Source organism: Hymenobacter lucidus (assembly GCF_020447265.1).
In the GTDB taxonomy this organism is placed as follows: Bacteria; Bacteroidota; Bacteroidia; order Cytophagales; family Hymenobacteraceae; genus Hymenobacter; species Hymenobacter lucidus.
In genome coordinates, this window is record NZ_JAJADR010000004.1 from 45277 (window position 1) to 68279 (window position 23003).

19 protein-coding genes are annotated in these 23003 nt (G+C 58.4%); 13 read left to right on the plus strand and 6 right to left on the minus strand.

Going from position 1 to position 23003, the window contains the following annotated elements; genetic code table 11:
* Positions 1-63: 63 nt before the first annotated feature.
* The 7 genes from prmC to rfbA all read left to right on the plus strand — a co-directional run bounded on the left by prmC (position 64) and on the right by rfbA (position 7398).
* A complete protein-coding gene (gene prmC, locus LGH74_RS14320; protein ID WP_226176717.1) occupies positions 64-927 on the plus strand; it encodes a peptide chain release factor N(5)-glutamine methyltransferase in 864 nt (287 codons plus the stop codon).
* A gap of 129 nt (positions 928-1056) precedes the next feature.
* A complete protein-coding gene (locus LGH74_RS14325; protein ID WP_226176719.1) occupies positions 1057-1647 on the plus strand; it encodes an acyltransferase in 591 nt (196 codons plus the stop codon).
* Positions 1648-1663: 16 nt separating this feature from the next.
* Positions 1664-2962 carry a nucleotide sugar dehydrogenase gene (locus tag LGH74_RS14330; protein WP_226176720.1) on the plus strand — a complete coding sequence of 433 codons (1299 nt, stop codon included), beginning with the start codon at positions 1664-1666 and terminating at the stop codon, positions 2960-2962.
* A gap of 103 nt (positions 2963-3065) precedes the next feature.
* The gene (gene galE / locus LGH74_RS14335) at positions 3066-4091 is read left to right on the plus strand and encodes a UDP-glucose 4-epimerase GalE (RefSeq protein WP_226176722.1); all 1026 of its coding nucleotides are present in this window, start codon (positions 3066-3068) and stop codon (positions 4089-4091) included.
* 131 nt (positions 4092-4222) lie between these two features.
* On the plus strand, positions 4223-5275 hold the full coding sequence (gene rfbB / locus LGH74_RS14340) for a dTDP-glucose 4,6-dehydratase (RefSeq protein ID WP_226176724.1): 1053 nt from the start codon (positions 4223-4225) through the stop codon (positions 5273-5275).
* Positions 5276-5379: 104 nt separating this feature from the next.
* Positions 5380-6387 carry an SDR family oxidoreductase gene (locus tag LGH74_RS14345; protein WP_226176726.1) on the plus strand — a complete coding sequence of 336 codons (1008 nt, stop codon included), beginning with the start codon at positions 5380-5382 and terminating at the stop codon, positions 6385-6387.
* A gap of 132 nt (positions 6388-6519) precedes the next feature.
* On the plus strand, positions 6520-7398 hold the full coding sequence (gene rfbA, locus LGH74_RS14350; protein ID WP_226176728.1) for a glucose-1-phosphate thymidylyltransferase RfbA: 879 nt from the start codon (positions 6520-6522) through the stop codon (positions 7396-7398).
* 78 nt (positions 7399-7476) lie between these two features.
* On the opposite strand, the gene chrA is transcribed toward rfbA, so the two are convergent.
* Together chrA and LGH74_RS14360 are read right to left on the minus strand one after the other, a co-directional pair.
* Positions 7477-8712, minus strand: a complete 1236-nt coding sequence (gene chrA / locus LGH74_RS14355; protein ID WP_226176730.1) for a chromate efflux transporter — start codon at positions 8710-8712, stop codon at positions 7477-7479.
* A gap of 176 nt (positions 8713-8888) precedes the next feature.
* The gene (locus LGH74_RS14360) at positions 8889-9866 is read right to left on the minus strand and encodes an isopenicillin N synthase family dioxygenase (RefSeq protein WP_226176731.1); all 978 of its coding nucleotides are present in this window, start codon (positions 9864-9866) and stop codon (positions 8889-8891) included.
* Positions 9867-10002: 136 nt separating this feature from the next.
* Between LGH74_RS14360 and LGH74_RS14365 the strand changes: the two genes are divergently transcribed.
* Positions 10003-10830: a hypothetical protein gene (locus tag LGH74_RS14365; protein WP_226176732.1), complete on the plus strand. Its 828-nt coding sequence runs from the start codon at positions 10003-10005 to the stop codon at positions 10828-10830.
* Positions 10831-10926: 96 nt separating this feature from the next.
* Here LGH74_RS14365 and LGH74_RS14370 read toward each other — a convergent pair whose 3' ends face one another.
* Complete coding sequence (locus LGH74_RS14370) at positions 10927-12951, minus strand: hypothetical protein (protein ID WP_226176733.1); 2025 nt, start codon at positions 12949-12951, stop codon at positions 10927-10929.
* 302 nt (positions 12952-13253) lie between these two features.
* Here LGH74_RS14370 and LGH74_RS14375 point away from each other — a divergent pair, with 302 nt between their 5' ends.
* Positions 13254-15251 carry an OmpA family protein gene (locus tag LGH74_RS14375; protein WP_489146037.1) on the plus strand — a complete coding sequence of 666 codons (1998 nt, stop codon included), beginning with the start codon at positions 13254-13256 and terminating at the stop codon, positions 15249-15251.
* Between the two features lie 141 nt (positions 15252-15392).
* Here LGH74_RS14375 and floA read toward each other — a convergent pair whose 3' ends face one another.
* Both floA and LGH74_RS14385 read right to left on the minus strand, forming a co-directional pair.
* Positions 15393-16394, minus strand: a complete 1002-nt coding sequence (gene floA / locus LGH74_RS14380) for a flotillin-like protein FloA (protein WP_226176735.1) — start codon at positions 16392-16394, stop codon at positions 15393-15395.
* Between the two features lie 69 nt (positions 16395-16463).
* On the minus strand, positions 16464-16931 hold the full coding sequence (locus LGH74_RS14385; protein WP_226176736.1) for an NfeD family protein: 468 nt from the start codon (positions 16929-16931) through the stop codon (positions 16464-16466).
* Between the two features lie 114 nt (positions 16932-17045).
* On the opposite strand from LGH74_RS14385, the gene LGH74_RS14390 reads away from it, so the two are divergent.
* On the plus strand, positions 17046-17627 hold the full coding sequence (locus tag LGH74_RS14390) for a Crp/Fnr family transcriptional regulator (RefSeq protein WP_226176737.1): 582 nt from the start codon (positions 17046-17048) through the stop codon (positions 17625-17627).
* A gap of 74 nt (positions 17628-17701) precedes the next feature.
* Positions 17702-18280: a DinB family protein gene (locus LGH74_RS14395; RefSeq protein ID WP_226176738.1), complete on the plus strand. Its 579-nt coding sequence runs from the start codon at positions 17702-17704 to the stop codon at positions 18278-18280.
* A 101-nt stretch (positions 18281-18381) separates the two neighbouring features.
* Here LGH74_RS14395 and proS read toward each other — a convergent pair whose 3' ends face one another.
* Positions 18382-19857: a proline--tRNA ligase gene (proS, locus tag LGH74_RS14400; RefSeq protein WP_226176739.1), complete on the minus strand. Its 1476-nt coding sequence runs from the start codon at positions 19855-19857 to the stop codon at positions 18382-18384.
* A 197-nt stretch (positions 19858-20054) separates the two neighbouring features.
* Between proS and LGH74_RS14405 the strand changes: the two genes are divergently transcribed.
* Both LGH74_RS14405 and LGH74_RS14410 read left to right on the plus strand, forming a co-directional pair.
* Entirely contained in the window at positions 20055-21434 is a 1380-nt protein-coding gene (locus LGH74_RS14405; RefSeq protein ID WP_226176740.1) for a YgdI/YgdR family lipoprotein, read from the plus strand.
* A 63-nt stretch (positions 21435-21497) separates the two neighbouring features.
* Complete coding sequence (locus tag LGH74_RS14410) at positions 21498-22988, plus strand: OmpP1/FadL family transporter (RefSeq protein WP_226176741.1); 1491 nt, start codon at positions 21498-21500, stop codon at positions 22986-22988.
* Positions 22989-23003: the final 15 nt, after the last annotated feature.

Here is a 23003-nt window from a genome sequence, read left to right on the forward strand (position 1 = left end):
CCGAAGGTACACACTTGGCGTTGAGCCGAGCTACCGGTCGAGCTTCACCGAACCCATTTGCCCATGCCCACCATCCGCCAGCTTACTACCGGCCTTGCCACCGCGCTGCACGCCGTTTACCCACCGGCCGAAGCCGACAGCATTGCCGGTATAGTGGTGGAGCATTTGCTGCAACTTTCGCCCCTGCAGCGCCGGATGCGCAGCGCGGAACCAGTGCCAGCCGAAGTAGCGGCGCAGATTCCGCCGATTCAGGCGCGGCTGCTGCTGCACGAGCCACTGCAGTACGTGCTGGGTGTGGCCTACTTTGCCGGGCTGGAGCTGGAAGTAACGCCGGCCACGCTTATTCCCCGGCCCGAAACCGAGGAGCTGGTGGCCTTGATTATTGCCGAGCAACAGGGGCAGCCTGATTTGACCATCGTAGATATCGGAACCGGCAGCGGCTGTATTCCCATTGCCCTGCAGCAGGCGTTGCGGCCGAAAAGAGTGATTGGGGTAGATGTTTCCGCAGCTGCCCTGGCGGTGGCTCGCCGTAACGCGGCCCGCTACAATAGCCCGGTGGAGTTTCTGCAGGCCGATATTCTAACCCAGGAGCCAGCCGAAATTGCGGCTTACTCACTGGCCGTGCTCGTCAGCAACCCGCCCTACGTGCTGGAAAACGAGCGGCCCCTGATGCGGCGCAACGTACTCGACTATGAGCCCGCCACCGCCCTGTTTGTGCCCGACCATGACCCGCTGCTGTTTTACCGGCGCATTGGGGCGCTGGGCCGGCGCTGGCTGCAACCCGGTGGGAGCCTGTACTTCGAAATCAACGAGCAATACGCTGCCGAGCTGGTAACGCTGCTACAGGGTCAGGGCTACGCGCGGGTAGAGCCCCGACAGGATATTTTCGGCAAAGACCGAATGATGCGGGCCACTCAAAACGGGTAAAGTTCTCACTACCAAACCGCGTGCAACCGGCTGGCGGCTAAACTTCTTGCAGGCTTAACGGACAAACCTTCGAAAAACCCTACCTTTGCGGGCTCAAAAACTGCCGACCTTTTCTCAAGCTTCACCTCTGTGACGGATGCCCCCGCCTACTTTGCGCACCCTACCGCCGTCCTCGACGAAGGCTGCCGCATTGGAGACGGATGCCGCATCTGGCATTTTGCCCACCTGATGCCCGGCTGCGAGCTAGGCGAAAAGTGCAGCATTGGCCAGAACGTAATGGTGGCCGACGGCGTGAAGCTGGGCCGCAACGTGAAGGTGCAGAACAACGTGAGCCTCTACACTGGTGTGGAGTGTGCCGACGACGTGTTTCTGGGCCCTTCCGTGGTGTTTACCAACGTGCGTAACCCGCGCAGCGCCGTGGTGCGCCGCGACCAGTACCAGACTACGGTGCTGGAAAAGGGCGTCAGCATTGGGGCCAATAGTACCATCGTGTGCGGCGTGCGACTGGGCGAATACGCCTTCGTCGGAGCCGGTTCGGTGGTTACCAAAGACGTAAAGCCGTATGCCTTGGTATATGGCAACCCGGCCCGGCAGCATGGCTGGATGAGCGCCTTTGGGCACCGACTCCAGTTTGATGCCGCCGGCCATGCCGCTTGCCCCGAAAGCGGCGAACAATATTTGCTTACCAACCATCAGGTTTCCCGTATTAGCATCCGCTAACTCTGAATTTCGCAACGTGTACGAGCAACTCCTCCAGAAACAGACCAAACTGGCCGTCATCGGCCTCGGCTACGTGGGCCTGCCCATCGCCCTCGAATTTGCCCGCAAGCTCAGTGTTATCGGCTTCGATATCAACGCCGCCCGCGTGGATTTGATGCGCAACAATATTGACCCCAGCGGCGAGCTGGAAGCAAAGGACTTCGAAGGCTGTGACATCACCTTCACCGATTCGCTGGACGTGTTGCGGGAGGCTACCTTCTTCATCGTGGCCGTACCTACGCCCATCGATGAGCACGCCATGCCCGACCTGAAGCCTCTGCTAGGCGCTTCATCCAGCGTGGGTAAAGTGCTCAAGAAAGGCGACTACGTGGTGTTTGAAAGCACTGTGTACCCCGGCTGCACCGAGGAAGACTGCATTCCGGTGATGGAAAAGCACTCGGGTTTGAGCTTCGCCAACGGCGACTTCAAAGTGGGCTACTCGCCCGAGCGCATCAACCCCGGCGATAAAGAACATACGCTGGCCCGCATCGTGAAAGTGGTATCGGGCTGCGACGCTGAGTCGCTCGATATCATTGCCAAGGTGTATGAACTGGTTATTACGGCCGGTGTACATCGCGCCAGCAGCATCAAGGTGGCCGAGGCCGCCAAGATCATCGAAAACACCCAGCGCGACGTCAACATTGCCTTGATGAATGAGCTGTCGATGATTTTCGACCGCATGAATATTAACACCTACGAAGTGCTGGAAGCGGCCGGTACTAAGTGGAACTTCTTGAAGTTCTCGCCCGGTCTGGTGGGTGGCCACTGCATTGGCGTAGACCCTTACTACCTGACCTATAAGGCCAAGGAGCTGGGCTACGACGCGAAGGTGATTCTGAGCGGCCGCACCACCAACGACAACATGGGAGCATACATCGCCCGCAAAACGGTGCAGATGATGATTAAGCAGGGCAAGGACGTGGCCAAGAGCCGCGTGCTGGTGATGGGCGCCACGTTCAAGGAAAACGTGGAAGACATCCGCAACTCCAAGGTGGCCGATGTGATTCAGGAGCTGAAGAACTTCTCCGTCAACGTCGACATCGTGGACCCCCACGCCGACTCCGACGAGCTGCACCACGAGTATGGCTTCCGCCTGATTCGGGAGGAAGACATCCGCAAGGACTACGATGCGGTGCTGGTAGCTGTGAGCCACCACCCGTACCTGGCCCTGGACGAAGCCTACTTCAAGTCCATTACCTCCGAAAACCCGGTGCTGGTCGATATTAAAGGCCTGTACCGCGGCAAAATGGAGGAAATTCAGTATTGGAGCCTGTAGTGTGACTCAGTGAGTTGGTGAATTAGTGAGTTGTCGAAGGCCGCGCAATCGGAAAGACAGCGCACTAATTCACTAAGTCGCTAAATCACTAAATCACACCAAAATGGAAAGAACGAAAATACTGGTGACGGGTGGCGCGGGCTACATTGGCTCGCACGCGGTAGTGGAGCTGTACAAAGCCGGCTATCAGCCGGTTATCGTCGATAATTTCGCTAATTCGCAAGAGTCGGCGCTGACGGGCATCGAGCAGATTCTGGGCGTGAAAGTGCCCTTTCACCGCATCGACTGCAACGATATGGAGGCTCTGCGGGCCGTATTTGCCGAGGAAGGCTCGCTGCGGGGTGTCATTCACTTTGCCGCCTTCAAAGCGGTAGGCGAATCGGTGGCCAAGCCGCTGGAGTATTACCAGAACAACGTAGGCTCCCTGCTGACGCTGCTGGCCGTGATGCGCGAGTTTGGCGTATCGGCCTTGGTCTTCTCCTCGTCGTGCACTGTATACGGCGTGCCCGATGCGCTGCCCGTAACGGAGCAAACGCCCACTAAAAAGGCCAATTCGCCTTACGGAGCTACCAAGCAGATGTGCGAAGACATTCTGCGCGATGTAGTAGCCGCGCCCGACGCAACGCTACGCACCATTCTGCTGCGCTACTTCAATCCCATTGGCGCCCACGATTCGGCCCTGATTGGCGAATTGCCTTTGGGAGTGCCACAAAACCTGATTCCGTACGTAACCCAAACGGCCGCCGGTATCCGCGAGAAGCTCACCATTTACGGCGACACCTACGACACGCCCGACGGCACCAACATCCGCGACTACATCCATGTGGTAGATCTGGCCGAGGCCCACGTAGTGGCCGTGCGCCGGCTGCTGGAAGGCCACAGCGACGCGGTAGAAACCTTCAACGTGGGCACTGGCCACGGCAATAGTGTGCTGGAAGTGGTGCAGGCCTTTGAGCGCGCTTCGGGCCAGAAGCTGAACTACGTCATTGGTCCGCCCCGCCCCGGCGATGTGCCGGCCATCTACGCCGACGTTACCAAAGCCACCCAGGAATTGGGTTTCACTACCACGACCAGCCTGGAAGACTCCCTGGCCAGCGCCTGGAAATGGCAGCAGACATTGAAAGGTTAGTTGTTGCTAGTTGATTGTTGCTAGCTTCTGGTTGGCGTTGTGATAAGCACTTGTCAAGCAGAAATAAGAAATTCAGAACCAACAATCACCTCTCAACAATCAACAACACAACAATCAACAACTCACCACTTATGAAAATCATCATCACCGGCGGGGCCGGCTTCATTGGGTCGCACGTGGTGCGCTTGTTCGTCACCAAATATCCCCAGTATCAGATTCTGAACCTGGACGCGCTGACGTATGCCGGCAACCTGGAAAACCTGCGTGACATCGAGAATGAGCCGAACTACCGCTTGGTGAAGGGCGACATTACCGATCAGTCTTTCGTGGACCAACTCTTCGCCAATGAGGAGCCCGACGCCGTGATTCACCTCGCGGCTGAGTCGCACGTGGACCGCAGCATTACCGACCCGTTGGCTTTCGTGAAAACCAACGTGCTGGGTACCGTGCACCTGTTGAACGCGGCCAAAAACCTGTGGAAGGCTTCGGGCTACGAGGGCAAAACCTTCTACCACGTGAGCACAGACGAGGTGTACGGCTCCCTGGAAATGGGCCCCGAGATGTTCACCGAGGATACGCCCTACGACCCCCGCTCGCCCTATTCGGCTTCGAAAGCGGCTTCCGACCACTTCGTGCGGGCCTGGTATCACACCTACCACATGCCGGTGAAGCTGAGCAACTGCTCGAACAACTACGGCCCCAACCATTTCCCCGAAAAGCTAATTCCACTGGCTATTCACCGCATTCAGCACGGCCAGCCCGTGCCGGTATATGGTAAAGGCGAAAACGTGCGCGACTGGCTTTTCGTGAAAGACCACGCTACCGCCATTGATGCCGTGTTCCACAAAGGCGTAGTGGGCGAAACCTACAACATCGGCGGCGTAAACGAGTGGCAGAATATTGAGCTCATCAATCTGCTCTGCGACGTTATCGACGAGAAAACCGGCCGGGAGCAAGGTACCTCGCGCAAGCTCATTACCTACGTAACTGACCGCGCCGGCCACGACCTGCGCTATGCCATCGACTCGAGCAAAATCATGAACGAGTTGGGCTGGAAACCCTCGGTGACCTTCGAGCAGGGGCTGGCCCAAACCGTAGACTGGTACCTCGAAAACACCGAGTGGCTGGAGCACGTAACCAGCGGTGCTTACCAGCAATACTACCAGCAGCAGTACAATCGGTAATGTGAATAATGTGATTGAATGTGCTGATGTGCTAAATTCTAAACGGCCAGTATCAGCACATTTCTCACATTCAAACACACTAGCACATTAGCACATTAAACAGAATGTACGAAACTCCTTTTCACGACCAGCCGCTCGATAACCTGACTTTCCTGGTAACGGGCGGAGCGGGCTTTATTGGCTCGAATCTGGTGGAATACCTGCTGAAGTACGGCGCCAAAAAGGTGCGCGTGCTCGACAACTTCTCCAACGGCTTCCGCAAGAACGTCAACCTGTTTGCCGATAATCCGGCGCTGGAAGTCATCGAAGGCGACATCCGGGACCGGCAAACCTGCATCGACGCCTGCGTGGGCGTGGATGTGGTGCTGCACCAGGCGGCGCTGGGCTCGGTGCCCCGCTCCATCAACGACCCGATAACCTCAAACGACGTGAATGTGGGCGGCTTCGTCAACATGCTCGTGGGCGCCAAGGAGGCCGGCGTGAAGCGCTTCGTGTACGCGGCATCTAGCTCGACCTACGGCGACCATAAGGCCCTGCCCAAGGTGGAAGACCGGATTGGCAAGCCCCTGTCGCCCTACGCCGTGACCAAGTATGCCAATGAGCTGTACGCCGACGTATTTGGCAAAACCTACGGCATGGAAATCATCGGACTGCGCTACTTCAACATCTTTGGCCCCCGCCAGGACCCGAATGGCGCCTACGCGGCCGTTATTCCGCTCTTCATTGATGCTGTGCTGGAAGGCAAGCCCCCGCGCATGAACGGCGACGGTGGCCAGACGCGCGACTTCACCTTCGTGGAAAACTGCGTGCAGGCCAACATCAAAGCCGCTTTGGCTACGAAACCGGAAGCCGTGAACCAGGTGTACAACGTGGCCGTGGCCGACCGTACGTCGCTCAACGACCTGTTCAACATCCTGAAAGAGGAAGCCGGCTCCGACATCACGCCTGAGTACGGCCCCGACCGCGCCGGCGACATCCGCGACTCCCTGGCCGACATCAGCAAGGCCAACAACCTGCTCGGCTACCAGCCGCAGATTCGCATCCGGGAAGGCCTGCAGAAAACCCTGGCTTGGTTTAAAGAGAATCAGGCGTTTATTGCCGAGCGGAATTAATTCTGACTTTAATGCTGAGCTTTTCGACGCCTCTCTTCCGCAATAGTAAATAGTTACTTTGGCGGTAAAAATGCTTCGAAAAGCTCAGCACGGCGGTCTAGCTCACTAAGTCACTAACTCACTAACTCACCGATGAAAGGCATTATCCTCGCCGGCGGCTCCGGCACCCGCTTGCACCCACTCACGTTGGCCGTCAGCAAGCAGCTTATGCCGGTGTACGACAAGCCGATGATTTATTATCCGCTGTCGATTCTGATGATGGCGGGCATCCGCGAAATCCTCATCATCACCACGCCTCACGACCAGGAGCAGTTCAAGCGTCTGCTCGGCGACGGGCAGCGGCTAGGCTGCGACTTTCAGTACGCGGTGCAGGAAGTGCCCAACGGACTGGCGCAGGCGTTTGTAATCGGAGCCGACTTTATCGGCGACGATACTGTAGCCCTGGTGCTGGGCGACAATATTTTCCACGGTGAAGGCCTGGAAGAGCTGCTCAAAAGCAACAGCAACCCCGACGGCGGTGTGGTATATGCTTACCACGTGCACGACCCGGAGCGCTACGGCGTGGTGGAGTTTGATGAAAATAAAAAGGCCCTCAGCATCGAGGAAAAGCCCAAGCAGCCGAAGAGCAACTACGCGGTACCGGGTCTGTACTTCTACGACAACGAGGTCATTCAGATTGCCAAAGACCTGAAGCCCAGCCCCCGAGGCGAGTACGAAATAACGGACGTCAACCAAGAGTACCTGCGGCGTGGCAAGCTAAAAGTCGGCATTCTGGGCCGGGGCACTGCCTGGCTCGATACCGGTACATTCGAGTCGTTGATGCAGGCTGGTGAGTTTGTGCGCGTTATCGAACAGCGGCAGGGCCTGAAAGTAGGCTCCATTGAGGAAATAGCCTACCGTCAGGGCTTTATTACGGCCGACCAGCTTCGTGCCATTGCCGAGCCCCTGCGCAAGAGCGGCTACGGCGACTACCTGATGAGCCTGCCCGAGTCGTTGCTGCTGGAAAAGTAGGCGCAAGGTTGATTGCTGCATAAAAAAGGCCCGCGCTGATTACAGCGTGGGCCTTTTTTGCTGATGCGGTGGCCGGTATCAAAACAGAACTCCCGCCAGCAAACCCGCCAGCACAATAACGTAGGACGGGAAACGGTCCCAGAGCAGCACCAGAAACGTGGCAGCCACCAGTAGTAGATTGACGGGCGTATCGGGTAGCGGGTGATACAGCAGAAACGTGGCCGCGCACACCAGCCCCGCCGACACGGCGTTGATACCTTCGAGCGACGCCTTGACGACCCGGTATTGTTTGAGCTGGTCCCAGAAGCGAATCAGAAAGAAGATGAGCAGCGTGCCGGGCATGAAAATACCGGCTGTGGCTACTACCGCGCCCAGCACCTGGCTGCCGATGCCGCCACCTTCCTGCCGCATAGCCAGCGCCCCGATGTAGGAGGCAAACGAAAAATTGGGGCCCGGCATGGCCTGCACCAGCCCCAACCCCGACAAAAACTCCTGCGTGGTGAGGTATTCCTTGAATTCCACAAACTCGGCGTAGAGCAATGGGGCCAGCACCTGCCCACCGCCAAAGACGAGGCTGCCGTTGCGGTAGAAGTTCTCGAACAGGCGCACGGGTAGCAAGCGAGTGTAGTGGCCCAGCACGGCCGCGCCAATCAGCACGGCCAGCCACAGCACGAAGTTGGCCCACTCGATGTTCAGTGGCTGCTTTTTTTCCAGCACCGGCATCTTGCGGTAGCGGAAGGTGGTAATGATGCCGCCCGCAATAAGCAGCAGCGGCAGCACCGACGGTAGCTGGAACCGGTAAGCCAGCATGGACGCCGCCACCATCAGGGCCACCGAGGTTTTGGTGTGAATGACTTTCTCGGAAATCTTATAGGCCGAGTACGCCACAAACCCCACCGCAATAGGCTGGATATACTGCACCAGGTTGGCTACCTGGTCTTTGTCGAGGTAGGAGATGGTGAGGCCGGCCAGTGTCATCAACGTCACGGCAGGCAGCATCCAGACCAGCACCGTGAGGTAGGCCAGGTTGGGGCCGCCGAGGCGGTAGCCAATGGCCGTAATGGTCTGAGTGGAGGTGGGGCCGGGCAGAATCTGGCAGAGGGCCGTCAGCTCCAGCAACTCGGCGGCCGTCAGGTAGCGGCGCTTATCCACCAGCAGCCGCAGCATCATGGCCAGGTGGGCCTGCGGACCGCCGAAGGCCGTGAGCCCCAGCGCGGCCACGTCTTTCAGGAAAATAATGCCGCGTACCCGCTTGGTGCGGGCCCCACGAGTACCCCGGGGTGGTGGCGCGAGCTGAATTTCTTCTGTTTCCAAAACAGGGTACTTAGTGGTCAGGCAAGGACGCGGAAAGCCAGGCAAAATACAATGGAGGAGTTCCAGGCTCTGCTACCAGTTCCAGCCAAAAAAACTGCCGGTTGCTGAATGGGCGGCCGGGAAATTTTCCGAACCCAACCCTTCAACAACCGGCAGCTAACAATCGACCAAAGTGCTTACTTCTTCTTCAGGCCCAGCTCAATCAACCGTTCGTTGAGGAATTCGCCGGCCGTAATGTCGGCTTCCTTCTTGGGGTTGTCGGGCGTTACGCAGTTTTCCAGTGCCGCCAGGCTCATTTCGGAGCGGGGGTGCATGAAAAACGGTACCGAGAAGCGTGAAGAGTTCATCTTTTCGCGGGCGGGGTTCACTACCCGGTGAATAGTGCTCTTCAGTACGCCGTTGGTCAGGCGCTGCAGCATGTCACCCACGTTCACCACAATCTGGTCGGGCAGAGCCGTAATCGGAATCCACTTTCCGTCGCGGCGCTTTACCTGCAGGCCATCGGCTGAGGCGCCCATGAGCAAGGTAATCAGGTTGATGTCGCCGTGCTCGGCGGCACGTACGGCATCAGCCGGCACCGCATCGGGGTTTTCGATGGGGAAGTAGTGGATAGGGCGCAGAATGCTGTTGCCGTTCCGTACTTTGTCGTCGAAATAATTCTCGGGCAGTTTCAAATAGATGGCAATGGCCCGCAATACATCCTTACCAGCAGCTTCCAGCGTGCGGTACGTAGTGAAGGTGCTCTGCTGGAACGTAGGGATTTCCTCAGGCCAGATGTTGGCCGGATACTCCTTGCCGATGGGGTCAGTTTCATCATCAACCTCCTGACCCACGTGGAAAAACTCTTTCAGGTCGCCGGTGTTGCGGCCCTTGGCGTGCTCCTTGCCCTTGCTGATATAGCCGCGCTGGCCTGCCAGTTCGGGGTTTTCATAGCGTTGCTTGGCATCGTCGGGCAATGCAAAGAAGGCCTTTACGTCGTTGTAAAGGGCCGCCGTTTGTTCATCGGTGAGGCCATGGTTTTTCAGGGCCACAAAACCGATGTTTTGATACGCTTCGCCAAGTTGTTGTACGAAGCGGGCCTTACGCTCCGGGTCACCGGAACGGAAATCGGCCAAGTCGAGGGAGGGAATTTCTTCCAACAATTTTTCTTCCATAGCGGAAAATCAATATACTTTTGAGCAAACCTTACGTATTGCGCAAGGTACTTAAAAAATCATTCGTCGTCCCGGTGTCGGGGCGCGGCCGGACAAACGGTCCGGTGGCCATCTTAACCCTTCCACCATTTCCCTCATGAAAGCATCTGCTTTACTAATGAGCAGCGCTATGCTGCTCGGTCTAGGCGCCTGCGACACGGCCCGCCAACAACAAGAGTCGGGCTCCCAGGCCACTGCCGAACGTGTATCCTCAGCGAATACCGCTTCCATGGAGAAAAACGGTATCCGTCTGACGCCGTTCACCGATTCGCCCAAAAATCCAGAGGCCCAGGTGCAGCTTAAGTCACCGGTGACGGGCTCGGTGGTGCCCAGTGGCAGCGTATCATTCGACTACGACATCACCAACTTCCAGCTCACCAAGATGACCGGGGGCATGCACTCGGAAGAAATGGCCAACTCGGAAAAAGGGCAGCATATTCATAATATCGTGGACAATGAGCCTTACACCGCTCACTATACCACTGAATTTACGAAACCTATTGCCGACGGCCAACACGTGGTACTGTCGTTTCTGTCGCGCTCTTACCACGAAAGTCTTAAACACCGCGGCGCTTACGACCTGCGGGTAATTACAGTGGGCAACGCGCCAGCTACGCCCCTGAATGCTGATCTGCAGGCTCCACACCTGTTCTACAGCCGCCCCAAGGACACGTATTCGGGTAAGGATGCGGCCAAGGTAATGCTGGACTTCTACCTAGTAAACACCACGTTGTCGCCGGAAGGCAACAAGGTGCGCGCTACCATCAACGGTACCGAGTTTATGCTGGATCAGTGGGCGCCCTTCATGATGGAAGGCCTGCCCGCCGGCCAGAACACCGTGAAGCTGGAGCTGGTAGATGCCAGTGGCAACCTGATTCCCGGCCCGTTCAACTCCGTAACGCGCAACTTCACGCTGCAGCCCTAGTGCCCACTTAGCGTAAGTAGTTACCACAGAAAGCGCCCGGCTGCCTTGCGGTAGTCGGGCGCTTTCATGCGTTTATGATATTTATTTGCAGGTCTGTTATACCCGGCGTAAGCTGCGGATGCGCCAGTTCACGGCCACCTCGAAGTAGGGGTACAGATTCCGGGTTTCGCGGGCCAGGTCTTCGCTGGTGTAACCCGTGCCCGCATAGGCGCCCTGGCCGGGCGTGTAGCGGTAAAACGTGCGCAACTGCTGCAGCCACAGGCTGGCTTCCAGGGAGAAGCCGGCCCGGGTGCGGCGCTCATAGGCCAGTTCGGGGCCCTGCTGCCGCGTCAGGCTACGCAGAAATATCAGGGTAGAGCCACTGCCGCCGGCGGCATCGAGCAGGGCGGCGCGGCCGTGGGTGCGCTGCTCCAGAAACCGGTAGCCCAGCCGGATACTGTTTTGCCCGCGCAGCTTGCCCCAGCTATGCCGCACCGCTGCCGATAAGTCGTGGGTAATAGTGGTATCCAACGGGCTTTCCTTGAACTGCGGCCAGTTGAGTAGCCCGATGCGGTTTTCGCGCCGGATATAGTCGATGGAAGTCAGCAGGCGGGGCGTAAACTGGTAGCTGAGGTGCTGCTGCTGCTCCAGCACGCGGCTGGCCCGGTTTTTAAGCTGCTCACTGAGCCGGTCGCGCACCTGGTAGCTCACCCACAGGTGGTAGGTCGATTTCAGGCTGAACTTGCCTGGGGCCCAGGTAAACGACGGTTCCCAGTGCAGCAGCCGGTCGGTGTAGTTTTCGGCGCTTTGCGAAGCCCGGATAAATACAAACTGCCGCAGCTCGGCCCCGGCGGCCAGCGACGTACGAAAAGCCCCGGCCCAGCGCCCCACCCACACCAGCCGCAACGAGTGCTGGGCCTCGTCGCGGTCTTGGTCATTGTCGTCACTCGGCGTGTCTACGCGCAGCAGCTGCGCCGAGCCCAGCAACGAGAGGGAATGGCGTGGCCGTGGCAGCCACGTCAGCTCCGACTGCCACAGGGTGGTTTTCTCGGAAATGTCCTTGATCTGCTCCCGCTCGATGGCCGTGGTCAGCCGGGTGGGCGAGAGGCCGCGGTTGTTTTCCAGCGAATAGTTGCGGTTCCGCTCCCGGTAGTTGAATAGCAGCATAAACTGCAACTTCTTGCTATTAACTCGCACTTCCTGGCGAGTGTCGAGCTCCTGCTGGTGGTAGCCCAGGTTCTGCACCGTATCCGCCTCGGCCCCGAGCTGCCGGTAGGCAAACGCGCGCCGGGGTAGGGCCAAGGAGTTGTCGGACCGGAACGAGGCTTTGTCGCTGAGCTGATACACCCAGCTGAGTTGGGTGGCAATAGTGTCGCTCTGAATGCGCTGTACGTTGCCGGGCACGTAGTCCTCGGCTCGGTTGGAGCGGTAGCCCAGGCGGAGCGTGCCGCTGGAAAATTCGTCGAAACTACGCTCATAATAGCCTTCGGCCAAGGTGCGCTGCCACACCCGCGGCCCCAGTTGCGAGCGGGTGCCAAACAAACGCAAGGCCACCGGCTGCCGCGCCTGCTGCCCCGGATAAATTAGCGTGGTGACTTCCAGGCCGTAGGAGGGGCCCGCGTCGCGACGGGCATTGCGCGAGTCGTAGGCCACGCCGCCGAAGAGCACGTAGCGCGCTACCGACAGCGTATCGAGGGCCGTAGCGGGCCGCAGCCGATGCTGGTAACCCAGGCGGGCCAGCCAGGCGCCGGTGCGCGTGTCGTTGGCGCGGCTTTGCTCGTAATGTGCTAATTGGCCTACCTGCCAGCGGCGGGTCAGGGCCAGGGTGTGCAGCAGGTATGCAGCGTAGTCTTCGCGCACAAAGGGCGGCTGGCCCCGGTCGTCATAAATCCAGTCGCTGAGCAAGCGGTACTGCACCGACTGCCGGGGCGAGAGTAGGGTGCGGCCGCGCAGGTCGGTTTGCTGGGCGTAGGTGCTCACGCCCACCCGCCGGGCCCGAAACGAGAGCAGCAACAGCGAATCAGTGGTGGGGGAGGAGCTTGCCGGAGCCAGTACCTGCGCGGCGGTCGGCAAGGCGAGAATCAGCAACGCCGTGAGCAGCAACAGGCAAACGGCAGACGCAGAAGCTCGACAGCAGGGCATGGCAGCAAAACAAAGGGCCCCGTAGCAGAAGGCAACCGATATTGCGTAAGTTAGCTAATCGGGAAGCAGGCCGCAACCATCGGGTAAATCTGGGTTTTAGACAAAAAAAAGCCGCCGCATCTGTCGCAACACCTATTTTTGGCCTGCCTTTCGCTTCCCACCGAAACCTCCTTGCAGTTCAGGACGTCTTGAGTGTGCGGAACCGTTGCACTGACGGCTTCGTTGCTCCCGGAGGCCTTTGTTTTGCCATATAGCTTATGTTTGTTCGAAAACTTGTTCTCTCTTTAGGGCTGATTGTTGGAATGGGAGGCTGGGCGCAGGCGCAGCGGGCCATATGGGCGGCAAAAGTAGCCGCGGTATCCTCCCAGAAAGCCGAGGGAAAAGAGCCATTCTCTCCGGAAAAGGTCTTGGGTGAGCCCAATGCCCAGCCGCTGGGGCAGATCAACAACGACGCCTGGATTCCGAAAAAAGAAGGAACCAACGAATTTATCGAGGTGCGCTACGGCAAATCCATTATTGCCAAGCAAGTGACAGTCGTGGAAAACTTCAATCCGGGCTCTATCACCAAAATAGAGCTGATTGACACGCGCGGCACCAAACACCAGGTGTACGAGAACAAGAGTCCCGGCCCGATTCCCGAGGCCTTTCGGTCCCTGAGCGTCACGTTTGCCGCCGGCACCTACCGCACTATCGGCGTACTGGTATCGATGAATACCAAGGCCGTGGAAGGCGTCAACCAGATCGACGCCATCGGCATTGCCGACGTGGCCGAGACAATGGTGAAGAAGGAATTTAAAGGTGAGTCGGAAGGCGTAAGCTTCGACTCGGCTATGGTAAACCTGGGGCAGAACGTCAATTCCAAGTACGTCGACACGCACCCGGTTATTTCACCCGACGGGAAGACGCTGTTTTTTGCCCGCCAGGAAAGTCCGCAGAACGTAGGCGGCGGCAACGACGTGCAGGATGTGTGGTACAGCACGCTGGCTAACCCGGCCAAGAAAACCTGGAACCAGGCCAAAAACATCGGCGGCCCCATTAACACGCCCGGCCCCAACGGGCTGGCTTCGGTGTCGTCGGATGGCAATACGGCTGTGCTCATCAACGTGTATAAACCCGACGGGACGCTGGATCCGAAAGGTGCCAGCATTTCGCGCCGGACCAAAACGGGCTGGGGAATGCCGGTCAAGATTGAAATTGAGGACTTCTACAACGACGACGAGGAAAACGTCGACTACTTCCTGAGCACCTCGGGCAAAGTGCTATTGATGGCCGTGCAGCGCAAGGATGGCCAGGGGCAGCAGGATATTTACGTCAGCTTTCTGAAGGAAGACCGACGCACCTGGACCAAGCCTAAAAACCTGGGCGGCAGCGTGAATACCAAGAAAGCGGAGTTTGCCCCCTTCCTGGCCGCCGACGGCAAAACGCTCTACTTTGCCTCCGAAGGCTTGGGCGGCTACGGCAAGAGTGATATTTTCTCCAGCAAGCGTCTCGATGACACCTGGACCAACTGGAGCAAGCCGCGCAACCTGGGTCCCAACATCAACTCACCCGACTTCGATGGCTACTTCACGCTGTCGGCCGCCGGGGAAGATGCCTACCTAGTGTCGTCGCGCAACGGCATTGGTGGCTCCCGCGACATTTTCCGCATCAACATGACGCCCCAGTTCAAGCCGGAAGTGGTGACGCTGGTACGGGGCCGGGTGCTGGACGCGGCTACCAAGAAGCCTGTGGCCGCTACTATTAAGTATGAGAACCTGCTCACCGGCGAGGAAATCGGGGTGGCTGAAACCAGCCCCGTGGATGGCTCCTACACCATCGTGCTGCCGTCGGGGGCGCACTATGGCTACCGCGCCGACGCTGAAAACTACCTGGCGGAAAGTGACAACCTGGACGTAACGGACCGGCAAAACTATTCCGAGGTTACCCACGACCTGTTTCTGGTACCGTTTGCCGTGGGCTCTACTATTAAGCTCAATAACATCTTCTTTGCGCAGAGCAAGTATTACCTACGCGACAATTCTTATCCGGAATTGCTGCGCCTGGTGCGGGTACTGAAGGACTATCCATCGGTGGAAATCAAGCTGGAAGGCCACACTGACAACCAGGGCGACCCAACGCTGAATCTGAAGCTGAGCCTGGACCGGGTGAACGAGGTGAAAAAATACCTCGTCTCGAAAGGCATCAGTGGCAACCGGATTACCACCGAAGGCTTCGGCGACACCAAGCCCATTGCCAGCAACGAGCAAGAGGAGAGCCGCAAGCTGAACCGCCGCGTGGAGTTCCGGATTACCAAGAAATAACCTTCCAGCAGCCCTGCCCAACAGTTGGGTTCATCCTGGAAGCCAATAAAAAAGCCCCGATGCCACAAAGGCACTGGGGCTTTTTTGTTGGCAGATACTACCGGTTTGGCAGCAACTGGTACGTTGTCCTTCTGGCTGAATTTAGCTGAGCCGATTTTCGTCGCGGCCGGGCTTAATACTGCCGCTCTGGCCGCCGGGGTTGGCAATTGAGTCGCGCATGTCGGTGTCGGCCTGCACGTTACGCATCTTGTAGTAGTCCATCACACCCAGGTTGCCCGAGCGGAAGGCCTCGGCAATGGCTTTCGGAATTTCGGCTTCGGCATCCACCACGCGAGCTTTGGCTTCCTGGGTTTTGGCGCGGTTTTCCTGCTCCACGGCTACGGCCATAGCGCGGCGCTCCTCGGCTTTGGCCTCGGCCACTTTCAGGTCGGCCGTGGCCTGGTCGATTTGCAGCTTGGCCCCGATGTTTTCCCCGATGTCGATGTCGGCAATATCGATAGAGAGAATTTCGAAGGCCGTGCCCGCATCAAGGCCTTTGCTGAGCACGAGCTTGGAAATCTTATCCGGGTTTTCCAGCACCTCCTTGTGCGAGACGGACGAGCCGATGCTGGTTACGATGCCTTCCCCAACGCGCGCCAGAATGGTTTCCTCACCGGCGCCGCCCACGAGTTGCGTAATGTTGGCCCGTACCGTAACGCGGGCAATAACGATGAGCTGAATACCATCCTGCGACACGGCGGCCACGTTGGGCGTGTTTATCACCTTCGGATTAACCGAAGTCGTGACGGCCTCAAACACGTTGCGGCCGGCCAGGTCGATGGCAGTGGCCTGCTTGAAATCGAGGGGAATGTTGGCTTTGTCGGCCGAAATCAGGGCCTTGATAACGTTGGGCACGTTGCCGCCGGCCAGAAAGTGCGTTTCCAGCTCGTTGCTAGTGATGTGCAGGCCGGCTTTGGTGGCCGTAATCAGCGAGTTGACGATGAGCGTGGGCGACACTTTGCGCACCCGCATCAGCACCAGCTGGATCAGGCTCACCCGCACCCCGGAAAACATGGCCGTAATCCAGAGGCTGATGGGGAAAAAATACAGGAACACCAGCAGCGCAACGGCTGCGATGATAAAAGGGGCAAAAGGTATATTCATGGGCGGAAGGGCTAGATACCGGGTTCGAGTTACGAGTTTTTAACTGTTTCCCCGCACAGTGGCCTTCAGCTACGCCGCCTGCTCTACCACAATCCGGTTTTGCTCGATGCCCAGCACCCGCACCACGGTGCCGGCAGCCAGAAATTCGCCCCGCGTCACCACTTCCCGCCGGTCGCCGTCGAAGAGGGCTGTACCCGCCGGCCGCAGCGCCGACAATGTTCGACCTACGGAGCCCGGCTCGATATCGGAGCGGCGCACGTCCCACACGCTGGTGTTATTTACCTCAGTTAGGGCAAAGCGCTGCATGTTTTTGGGCCGCAGGCCGATGTAGATAATAATGCCGGCCAGCACCGCCGCCGTAACCAGCGTAACGTGCCCGGCGGTGCTGCCCAGGTCGCGGTAGCCAAACCAGATGCCGGCCGCCAGCAGCGCAAAGCCCACGAGGCCCACCAGCGTAGTGCCGGGAATAAAGAGTACTTCGGCCACCAGAAACAGTAGGCCAAAGAAGAGCAGCAGCGCAATGGTAATCCAGTCCATGGCAGAGAAAGGTATAGGGTATGCTAAATATACGCAGAAAGCCGGGGCAGATGACAGGCAGTGCCCGGCCAAGTCATTATTTTCGGCCCTCGCCAACCTGTTCTGCGTGTATCCATGACTGCCGTGCTCCCCGAAAATCTGTCGATGCTGGCGGCGCTGCTGCGGCAGGTGCCTTACCTGAGCGAAGCTGATATTCAGGAATTCCTGCTGCTCTGGCAGCGCCGCGTCGTGCTGCGGCGCGGCGACTTTCTTATTCAGGCCGGGCAGGTAGAGCACAACCTGTATTTCGTGGTGAGTGGCGTACTGCGCATTTTTTACCCCACGCAGGCCGAGGAAATCTGCGTAGGCTTTGGTTACGCCAACAACATGGTGTGCTCGTTTCCCTCCTTTGTCGATAATCGGCCCTCCGACTACTGCCTGCAGGCCTTGAAGAAGTGTGAGCTGCTGGCTATTTCCCGCGCCGACTTCAGTGCGTTTGTGGAGCGCAACGCGCCTTTTGCCCGATTTTGGCGCACCGAGCTGGAACGGGTATTGGTAGGCCGCATCGAGCGGGAAATCGACTTGCTGCTGCCCGAGCCCGAGCGGCGCTTGGCGCGCTTGATGGCTCGCAGCCCGCATCTGTTTCAGCTGGTGCCCAAAAAGTATATTGCTTCCTACCTGCGTATGACGCCCGAAACGTTGAGCCGCCTGCGCTAACTATTGATTTCAGTCAAGGTTTGGGAAAGTACTGGCTCCCACCTTTGACGCTATCAACGCCAACGTCTTACGCCATGCTTTCCACTACTCTTTTGCGCCAGCTCACCGACCAGGTTCAGGAACTGCGCGCCACCGTCGATACCCAGCTGCGCCCCCTGAGTAGCCGCCAATTGAACTTCAAGCCCTCGGCCACCAGCTGGAGTGTGCTCGAATGCTTGGAGCACCTGAACCGCTATAGCCGCTTCTACAACGCCGAGTTGGCCAAGGCCCTGCACGGGCAGAATCAACGCTATAACCCACACGAAGTCGGCTTCACTTGGCTGGGGCGCAAGTCGTACGACACGGTACGGCCCGACAACGGCCAGCAGCACAAAACTATCAAGCACATGAACCCCGCTGGCAGCGCGCTGGGCCCGGCGGTGCTGCAGGAGTTTCTGGAGCACCAGGAGCAGTTGCTGGAGGTGTTGGGTGCTGCCAAAGGCGCCAACCTGAACCGCAAAGCCGTGCGTATCGAGTTTTTCCGGCTGCTTAAGCTGCGGGTAGGGGAGGCACTGCAGTTTGTGGTAGCCCACGAGCAGCGCCACGTACAACAGGCCCTGCGGGCGGCTACGGCGGCCCAAAGCCAAGCCAATGCGCCGGTACTGGTGGTGTGAGAGAAGGAGGCAACGGTCAGCAAACCATTGCCCCGAGTAGACAAAAAGGGCCGGCAACGTGTGTTGCCGGCCCTTTTATGCCAATTGTATTTCAGCCAAGCCTAGTAGGCGCGGGCAAAATAGACGCGCCGGGCGCTGGGCTTGCCGGTCAGGATGCAGGTGCCGTCCTCATCGGGCTCGTTCAGGGCAATGCAACGGATGGTTGCTTTGGTTTCTTCCTTGATGCGCTCCTCGGTTTCGGAAGTGCCGTCCCAGTGGGCCACCACGAAGCCTCCTTCGCCTTCCAGGGCCTGCTTGAACTCCTCATAGGTGTCCACGCGGGTGGTGTGCGTCTCGCGGAACTTCAGGGCGCGCTGGTAAATGTTGGTCTGGATGTCGGTCAGTAGTTGGTCCACGCTGTTCACGATGTCGGCCAGCGGCAGATTCATCTTCTCCTTGGTGTCGCGGCGGGCTACTTCCACGGTGCCGTTATCTAGGTCGCGCATACCCACGGCAATGCGCACGGGTACACCTTTTAGCTCCCATTCGGCAAACTTGTAGCCGGGGCGCTCCGTGTCGCGGTCATCAAATTTCACGCTGATGCCACGCTCAATGAGGCCCTGCTGCATGGGCCGGATACGCTCGGTCAGCTCTTCCAGCTGGCCGGTTTTGTAAATCGGCACGATAACCACCTGAATAGGCGCCAGCTTGGGCGGTAGCACCAGGCCTTCGTCGTCGGAGTGGGCCATTACCAAAGCACCCATCAGGCGGGTGCTCACGCCCCAACTCGTGCCCCATACGTGCTCCAGCAGACCTTCTTTGTTGGTGAACTGCACGTCGAATGCCTTGGCGAAGTTCTGCCCCAGGAAGTGCGAGGTGCCCGCCTGCAGCGCCTTGCCATCCTGCATCAAACCTTCGATGCAATACGTGTCGAGGGCACCGGCAAACCGCTCATTCTCGCTTTTCACGCCCTTCACTACGGGCAGGGCCATCCATTCCTCGGCAAATTGCGAGTACACTTCCAGCATCTGGCGCGTTTCGGCTACGGCTTCCTCGGCGGTAGCGTGGGCCGTGTGGCCTTCCTGCCACAGAAATTCGGCGGTGCGCAGAAACAAACGGGTGCGCATTTCCCAGCGCACCACGTTGGCCCACTGGTTAATCAGCAGTGGCAGGTCGCGGTAGCTCTGAATCCAGCCTTTGTAGGTGCTCCAGATAATAGCCTCCGAGGTGGGCCGTACAATCAGCTCTTCTTCCAGCTTGGCGTTCGGGTCTACACGGAGCTTGCCGGGCCGGTCGGGGTCGTTCTGGAGGCGGTAGTGGGTTACGACGGCGCATTCCTTGGCAAAGCCTTCAGCATTTTTCTCTTCGGCTTCAAACAGGCTCTTGGGCACGAATAGCGGAAAATACGCATTCTGGTGGCCGGTACGCTTGAACATATCATCAAGCTGGCGCTGCATCTTCTCCCAGATGGCATAGCCATAGGGTTTGATGACCATGCAGCCGCGCACGGCGGAGTTCTCAGCCAAGCCGGCCCGCTTTACCAACTCATTGTACCACAGCGAATAATCTTCACTGCGCTTCGGCAAACTTTTACTCATCTTCTGGGTATCTTTGGGTAAGCGAAATAGTTCCCAAATCTGGTATAAGATTTGACATAGGAAAAGGGCACCGTTTCGGGGCCAAATTACGTTATTAAACCGGAGCTCACCTCGCCGGTCTGTTATAAGTCAGACAACCATTTCGAGGTTTCTCATATCTGTTCCTTGCAGTGTTAATCTTTTCAGCGTCAGCAGCCATGAAATCAATTCTTAACACCGTTTTGCCCGCCATGGCCCTGCTCGCGCTGGGCGGCTGCGCAACTACCTCGGCTCTTACCACTACGGAGGGCGACGGGGTCTATTATTCCTCCAAAGACCGCACGACCTATAATGCGCCGGCGCGGACTACGGCCGCGGTGCAGGATGCCGCCCCGGAAAGCACGGCTTCCGATGCCGAAACCAACCCGGATTATAGTGCCTCCGGCAAGTCATCCTCATCGTCACAGGGTAGCAGCTCTGAGTACTATGATGAGGACTACGGCTATGCCCAACGGATCCGGCGCTTTCATCAGCCGGCCTACCGTAGCTTCAGCTACGGCTACTACGACCCATTTTACTCCGACCCGTTTTGGTACGGCGGTAGTGCTTACTCCTACTACGGAGGCGGCTACTCGCCTTATGGCTGGGGCCCTGGCTACTACGGTGGCTACGACCCATTCTATAGCCCCTACTACGGCAGCTCAGCCGTAATTATCAACATCGGCTTTGGCCGTCCTTACTACAATCCGTGGCGTTATGGTTATGGCGGCTACGGTGGCTATGGCATGGGCTACTACGATGGTTACCGCAATGGCCTTTACAACGGCTATGGTTATGGCTACGGCAGTGCGTACTATGGCGGCAGTATTGGTACTGTTCGCAATGTTAATTATGGTCCGCGCGGCACCCGTAGCGTGGAGGCTACTACCGATGGCCGCAATGGTACGGTGAGCAGTGGCGTGGGCCGGGGCCGCAGCACCCGTGAGGGCGGCGTAGCTGCTCCGGTGGGCGGCACCAATACCACCGGCAACGCAACGGCTCCTGCCTGGAATGGTCGGGGCCGCACCCAGGCTGCTGGTGGCTCAACGGATGCTGTTGCCACGCCGGCCGATGTGCGTTCCGGCCGTGGCCGCGAAGGCAGTGAGCAGGTGCTGAGAAAAAGCGCCGTTTTTGAAGACGAGCGGGGTGCCCAGATTAACTCCCGCAGTCGGGAAGGTGCCGAGCAACCACGTACTACGGAGAGTGGGGGCCGCCGCTGGCGCGTAGTGGAGAATACCGGTGATGCTGGCAGCCAACCCGCCGCTACGCCCGCCCCGACGTATTCGGAGCAGCGTCGTAGCCGAGTGCGTGAGTATAGCAATGAGCAGAACAACGGGCAAAACGGCGGTGGCCAGGTAACAGAGCAGCCAGTTCGTCGGCAGCGCACCTACGAAACCCCGCAGCAGCCGCAACAGCGCACCTATGAGGCCCCACAGCGCACGTATGAAGCTCCGCAGCAACGCTCCTACGAGGCGCCCAGCCGCTCGGCTGAGCCTTCGCGCAGCTCTGCTCCCTCGAGCGGCGGTGGTGGCCGTAGCGGCGGCCGGGGCCGCGAATAAGTAACACTTTATCTGGAAGTCTTATAGTGGCCGGCCTTGCGCTGGCCACCTTTCTTTCCTCCCATGAAAAACCTGAAATATTTACTTGCCGTGGCCTTTATGGGCCAGGCCAGCTACGGCTTTGCCCAATATCAAGTGGATGCGCTGCGGTTTTCGCAAACACAGTTTGGGGGCACGGCCCGCACGTTGGGTAGCGCCGGCGCCAACGTAGCGGTAGGTGCCGATCTAGGCAGTTTGGTAACCAACCCAGCCGGTCTGGGTATGTATCAGCGCTCTGAGTTTAGCTTTTCGCCAGGCTTGGGCTTAGGCAATACGCAAAGCAATGGTTTTGGCACTACTACTTCCGATGCCCGCAACAGCCTGCATATCGGGAGCCTAGGGCTGGTGTTTGCCAACCGCCGGTCGGACGACGATGATAATGCTTGGCGGGGCGGAACATTTGCCCTGGGTCTTACTCGCATCAACGATTTCAACCAGAGCTTCCGGTATCGGGGCAACCCCAGTCGGGAGCAGGATATTCTGCAGCGCCTGAGCGAAGACCGGTTGGAAACCCTTGACGATCTGGCCTACGATGTGTACCTCACCGAGCGGGATGCCGATGGCACCTATCTGCCCAGTGACTACAGCGCTTCGCGAGGCAACCTGACGCAGGAAGAAACTGTGCTGACTACCGGTTCCCAGACGCAATTCGATATCGGCTACGGTGCCAGCTACCGTGACCGGCTCTATGTAGGTGGCGCAATTGGTATCGTGGGTACCCACTTTAGCTCGACCAGCACACTGACGGCTACCGACCCGGCGGCCCCGAGCACTGCACTTGGCACTGCTTTTGGCTCACTGAGCTACCGCGAAACCCTGGAAACCAACGGTGCTGGCATTAATGCCCGCATCGGCGCCATTTATCGCGCCAATGATGTAATCCGAATCGGAGCGGCTATTCAGACGCCAACCTTCATGACGCTGTCGGAGACCTACGGCTCTTCGATGAGCGCCGTGTATGATCAGGCTATTGTGGTTTCAGGTAAATCGATTACCTCCCAAACTTCGACCACCGACCCGGGCGAATTCAGCTACGCGCTGACAACGCCATTTAAGGCGTCCGGTGGGGTAGCAGCTATTATTGGCAAGCATGGCTTCGTGAGTGGCGACGTAGAATACCTCAACTACAGCCAAGCCCGCCTGAGCAATGATAACAGCGACCCGACGGTAAATAATAACTTCGATTTCGGGAACAGCAACGACAACGTGCGCCAGCTCTACCGCTCAGCGGTGAATGTTCGGGTGGGCGGTGAGCTGCGGTTCGATATTTTCCGGGTTCGGGCCGGCTATGCCCGCTACGGCGACCCTTACAAGAAAAATGCCTTCGACCGCACCCGCAACTACGCTACGGCGGGAGCCGGTATTCGCCAGAAAAACTTTTTCCTGGATGTGGCGGGTGTATATGGCACCAATAAACGCTTTTACAGTCCCTACGCCCTCGACAGCAACACACCAGTGGTGAGTGTGGACGGCAGCCAGTATACGACGACCGTAACGGCGGGCTGGACATTTTAATCCCCCGTATTGAGC

Excerpts from the sequence above, each read along its gene's own strand:
- prmC (WP_226176717.1), top strand. The coding sequence starts at position 64 with ATGCCCACCATCCGCCAGCTTACTACCGGCCTTGCCACCGCGCTGCAC.
- galE (WP_226176722.1), top strand. The coding sequence starts at position 3,066 with ATGGAAAGAACGAAAATACTGGTGACGGGTGGCGCGGGCTACATTGGC.
- rfbB (WP_226176724.1), top strand. The coding sequence starts at position 4,223 with ATGAAAATCATCATCACCGGCGGGGCCGGCTTCATTGGGTCGCACGTG.
- LGH74_RS14345 (WP_226176726.1), top strand. The coding sequence starts at position 5,380 with ATGTACGAAACTCCTTTTCACGACCAGCCGCTCGATAACCTGACTTTC.
- rfbA (WP_226176728.1), top strand. The coding sequence starts at position 6,520 with ATGAAAGGCATTATCCTCGCCGGCGGCTCCGGCACCCGCTTGCACCCA.
- LGH74_RS14360 (WP_226176731.1), bottom strand. The coding sequence starts at position 9,866 with ATGGAAGAAAAATTGTTGGAAGAAATTCCCTCCCTCGACTTGGCCGAT.
- LGH74_RS14365 (WP_226176732.1), top strand. The coding sequence starts at position 10,003 with ATGAAAGCATCTGCTTTACTAATGAGCAGCGCTATGCTGCTCGGTCTA.
- LGH74_RS14370 (WP_226176733.1), bottom strand. The coding sequence starts at position 12,951 with ATGCCCTGCTGTCGAGCTTCTGCGTCTGCCGTTTGCCTGTTGCTGCTC.
- LGH74_RS14375 (WP_489146037.1), top strand. The coding sequence starts at position 13,254 with ATGGGAGGCTGGGCGCAGGCGCAGCGGGCCATATGGGCGGCAAAAGTA.
- floA (WP_226176735.1), bottom strand. The coding sequence starts at position 16,394 with ATGAATATACCTTTTGCCCCTTTTATCATCGCAGCCGTTGCGCTGCTG.
- LGH74_RS14385 (WP_226176736.1), bottom strand. The coding sequence starts at position 16,931 with ATGGACTGGATTACCATTGCGCTGCTGCTCTTCTTTGGCCTACTGTTT.
- LGH74_RS14390 (WP_226176737.1), top strand. The coding sequence starts at position 17,046 with ATGACTGCCGTGCTCCCCGAAAATCTGTCGATGCTGGCGGCGCTGCTG.
- LGH74_RS14395 (WP_226176738.1), top strand. The coding sequence starts at position 17,702 with ATGCTTTCCACTACTCTTTTGCGCCAGCTCACCGACCAGGTTCAGGAA.
- proS (WP_226176739.1), bottom strand. The coding sequence starts at position 19,857 with ATGAGTAAAAGTTTGCCGAAGCGCAGTGAAGATTATTCGCTGTGGTAC.
- LGH74_RS14405 (WP_226176740.1), top strand. The coding sequence starts at position 20,055 with ATGAAATCAATTCTTAACACCGTTTTGCCCGCCATGGCCCTGCTCGCG.
- LGH74_RS14410 (WP_226176741.1), top strand. The coding sequence starts at position 21,498 with ATGAAAAACCTGAAATATTTACTTGCCGTGGCCTTTATGGGCCAGGCC.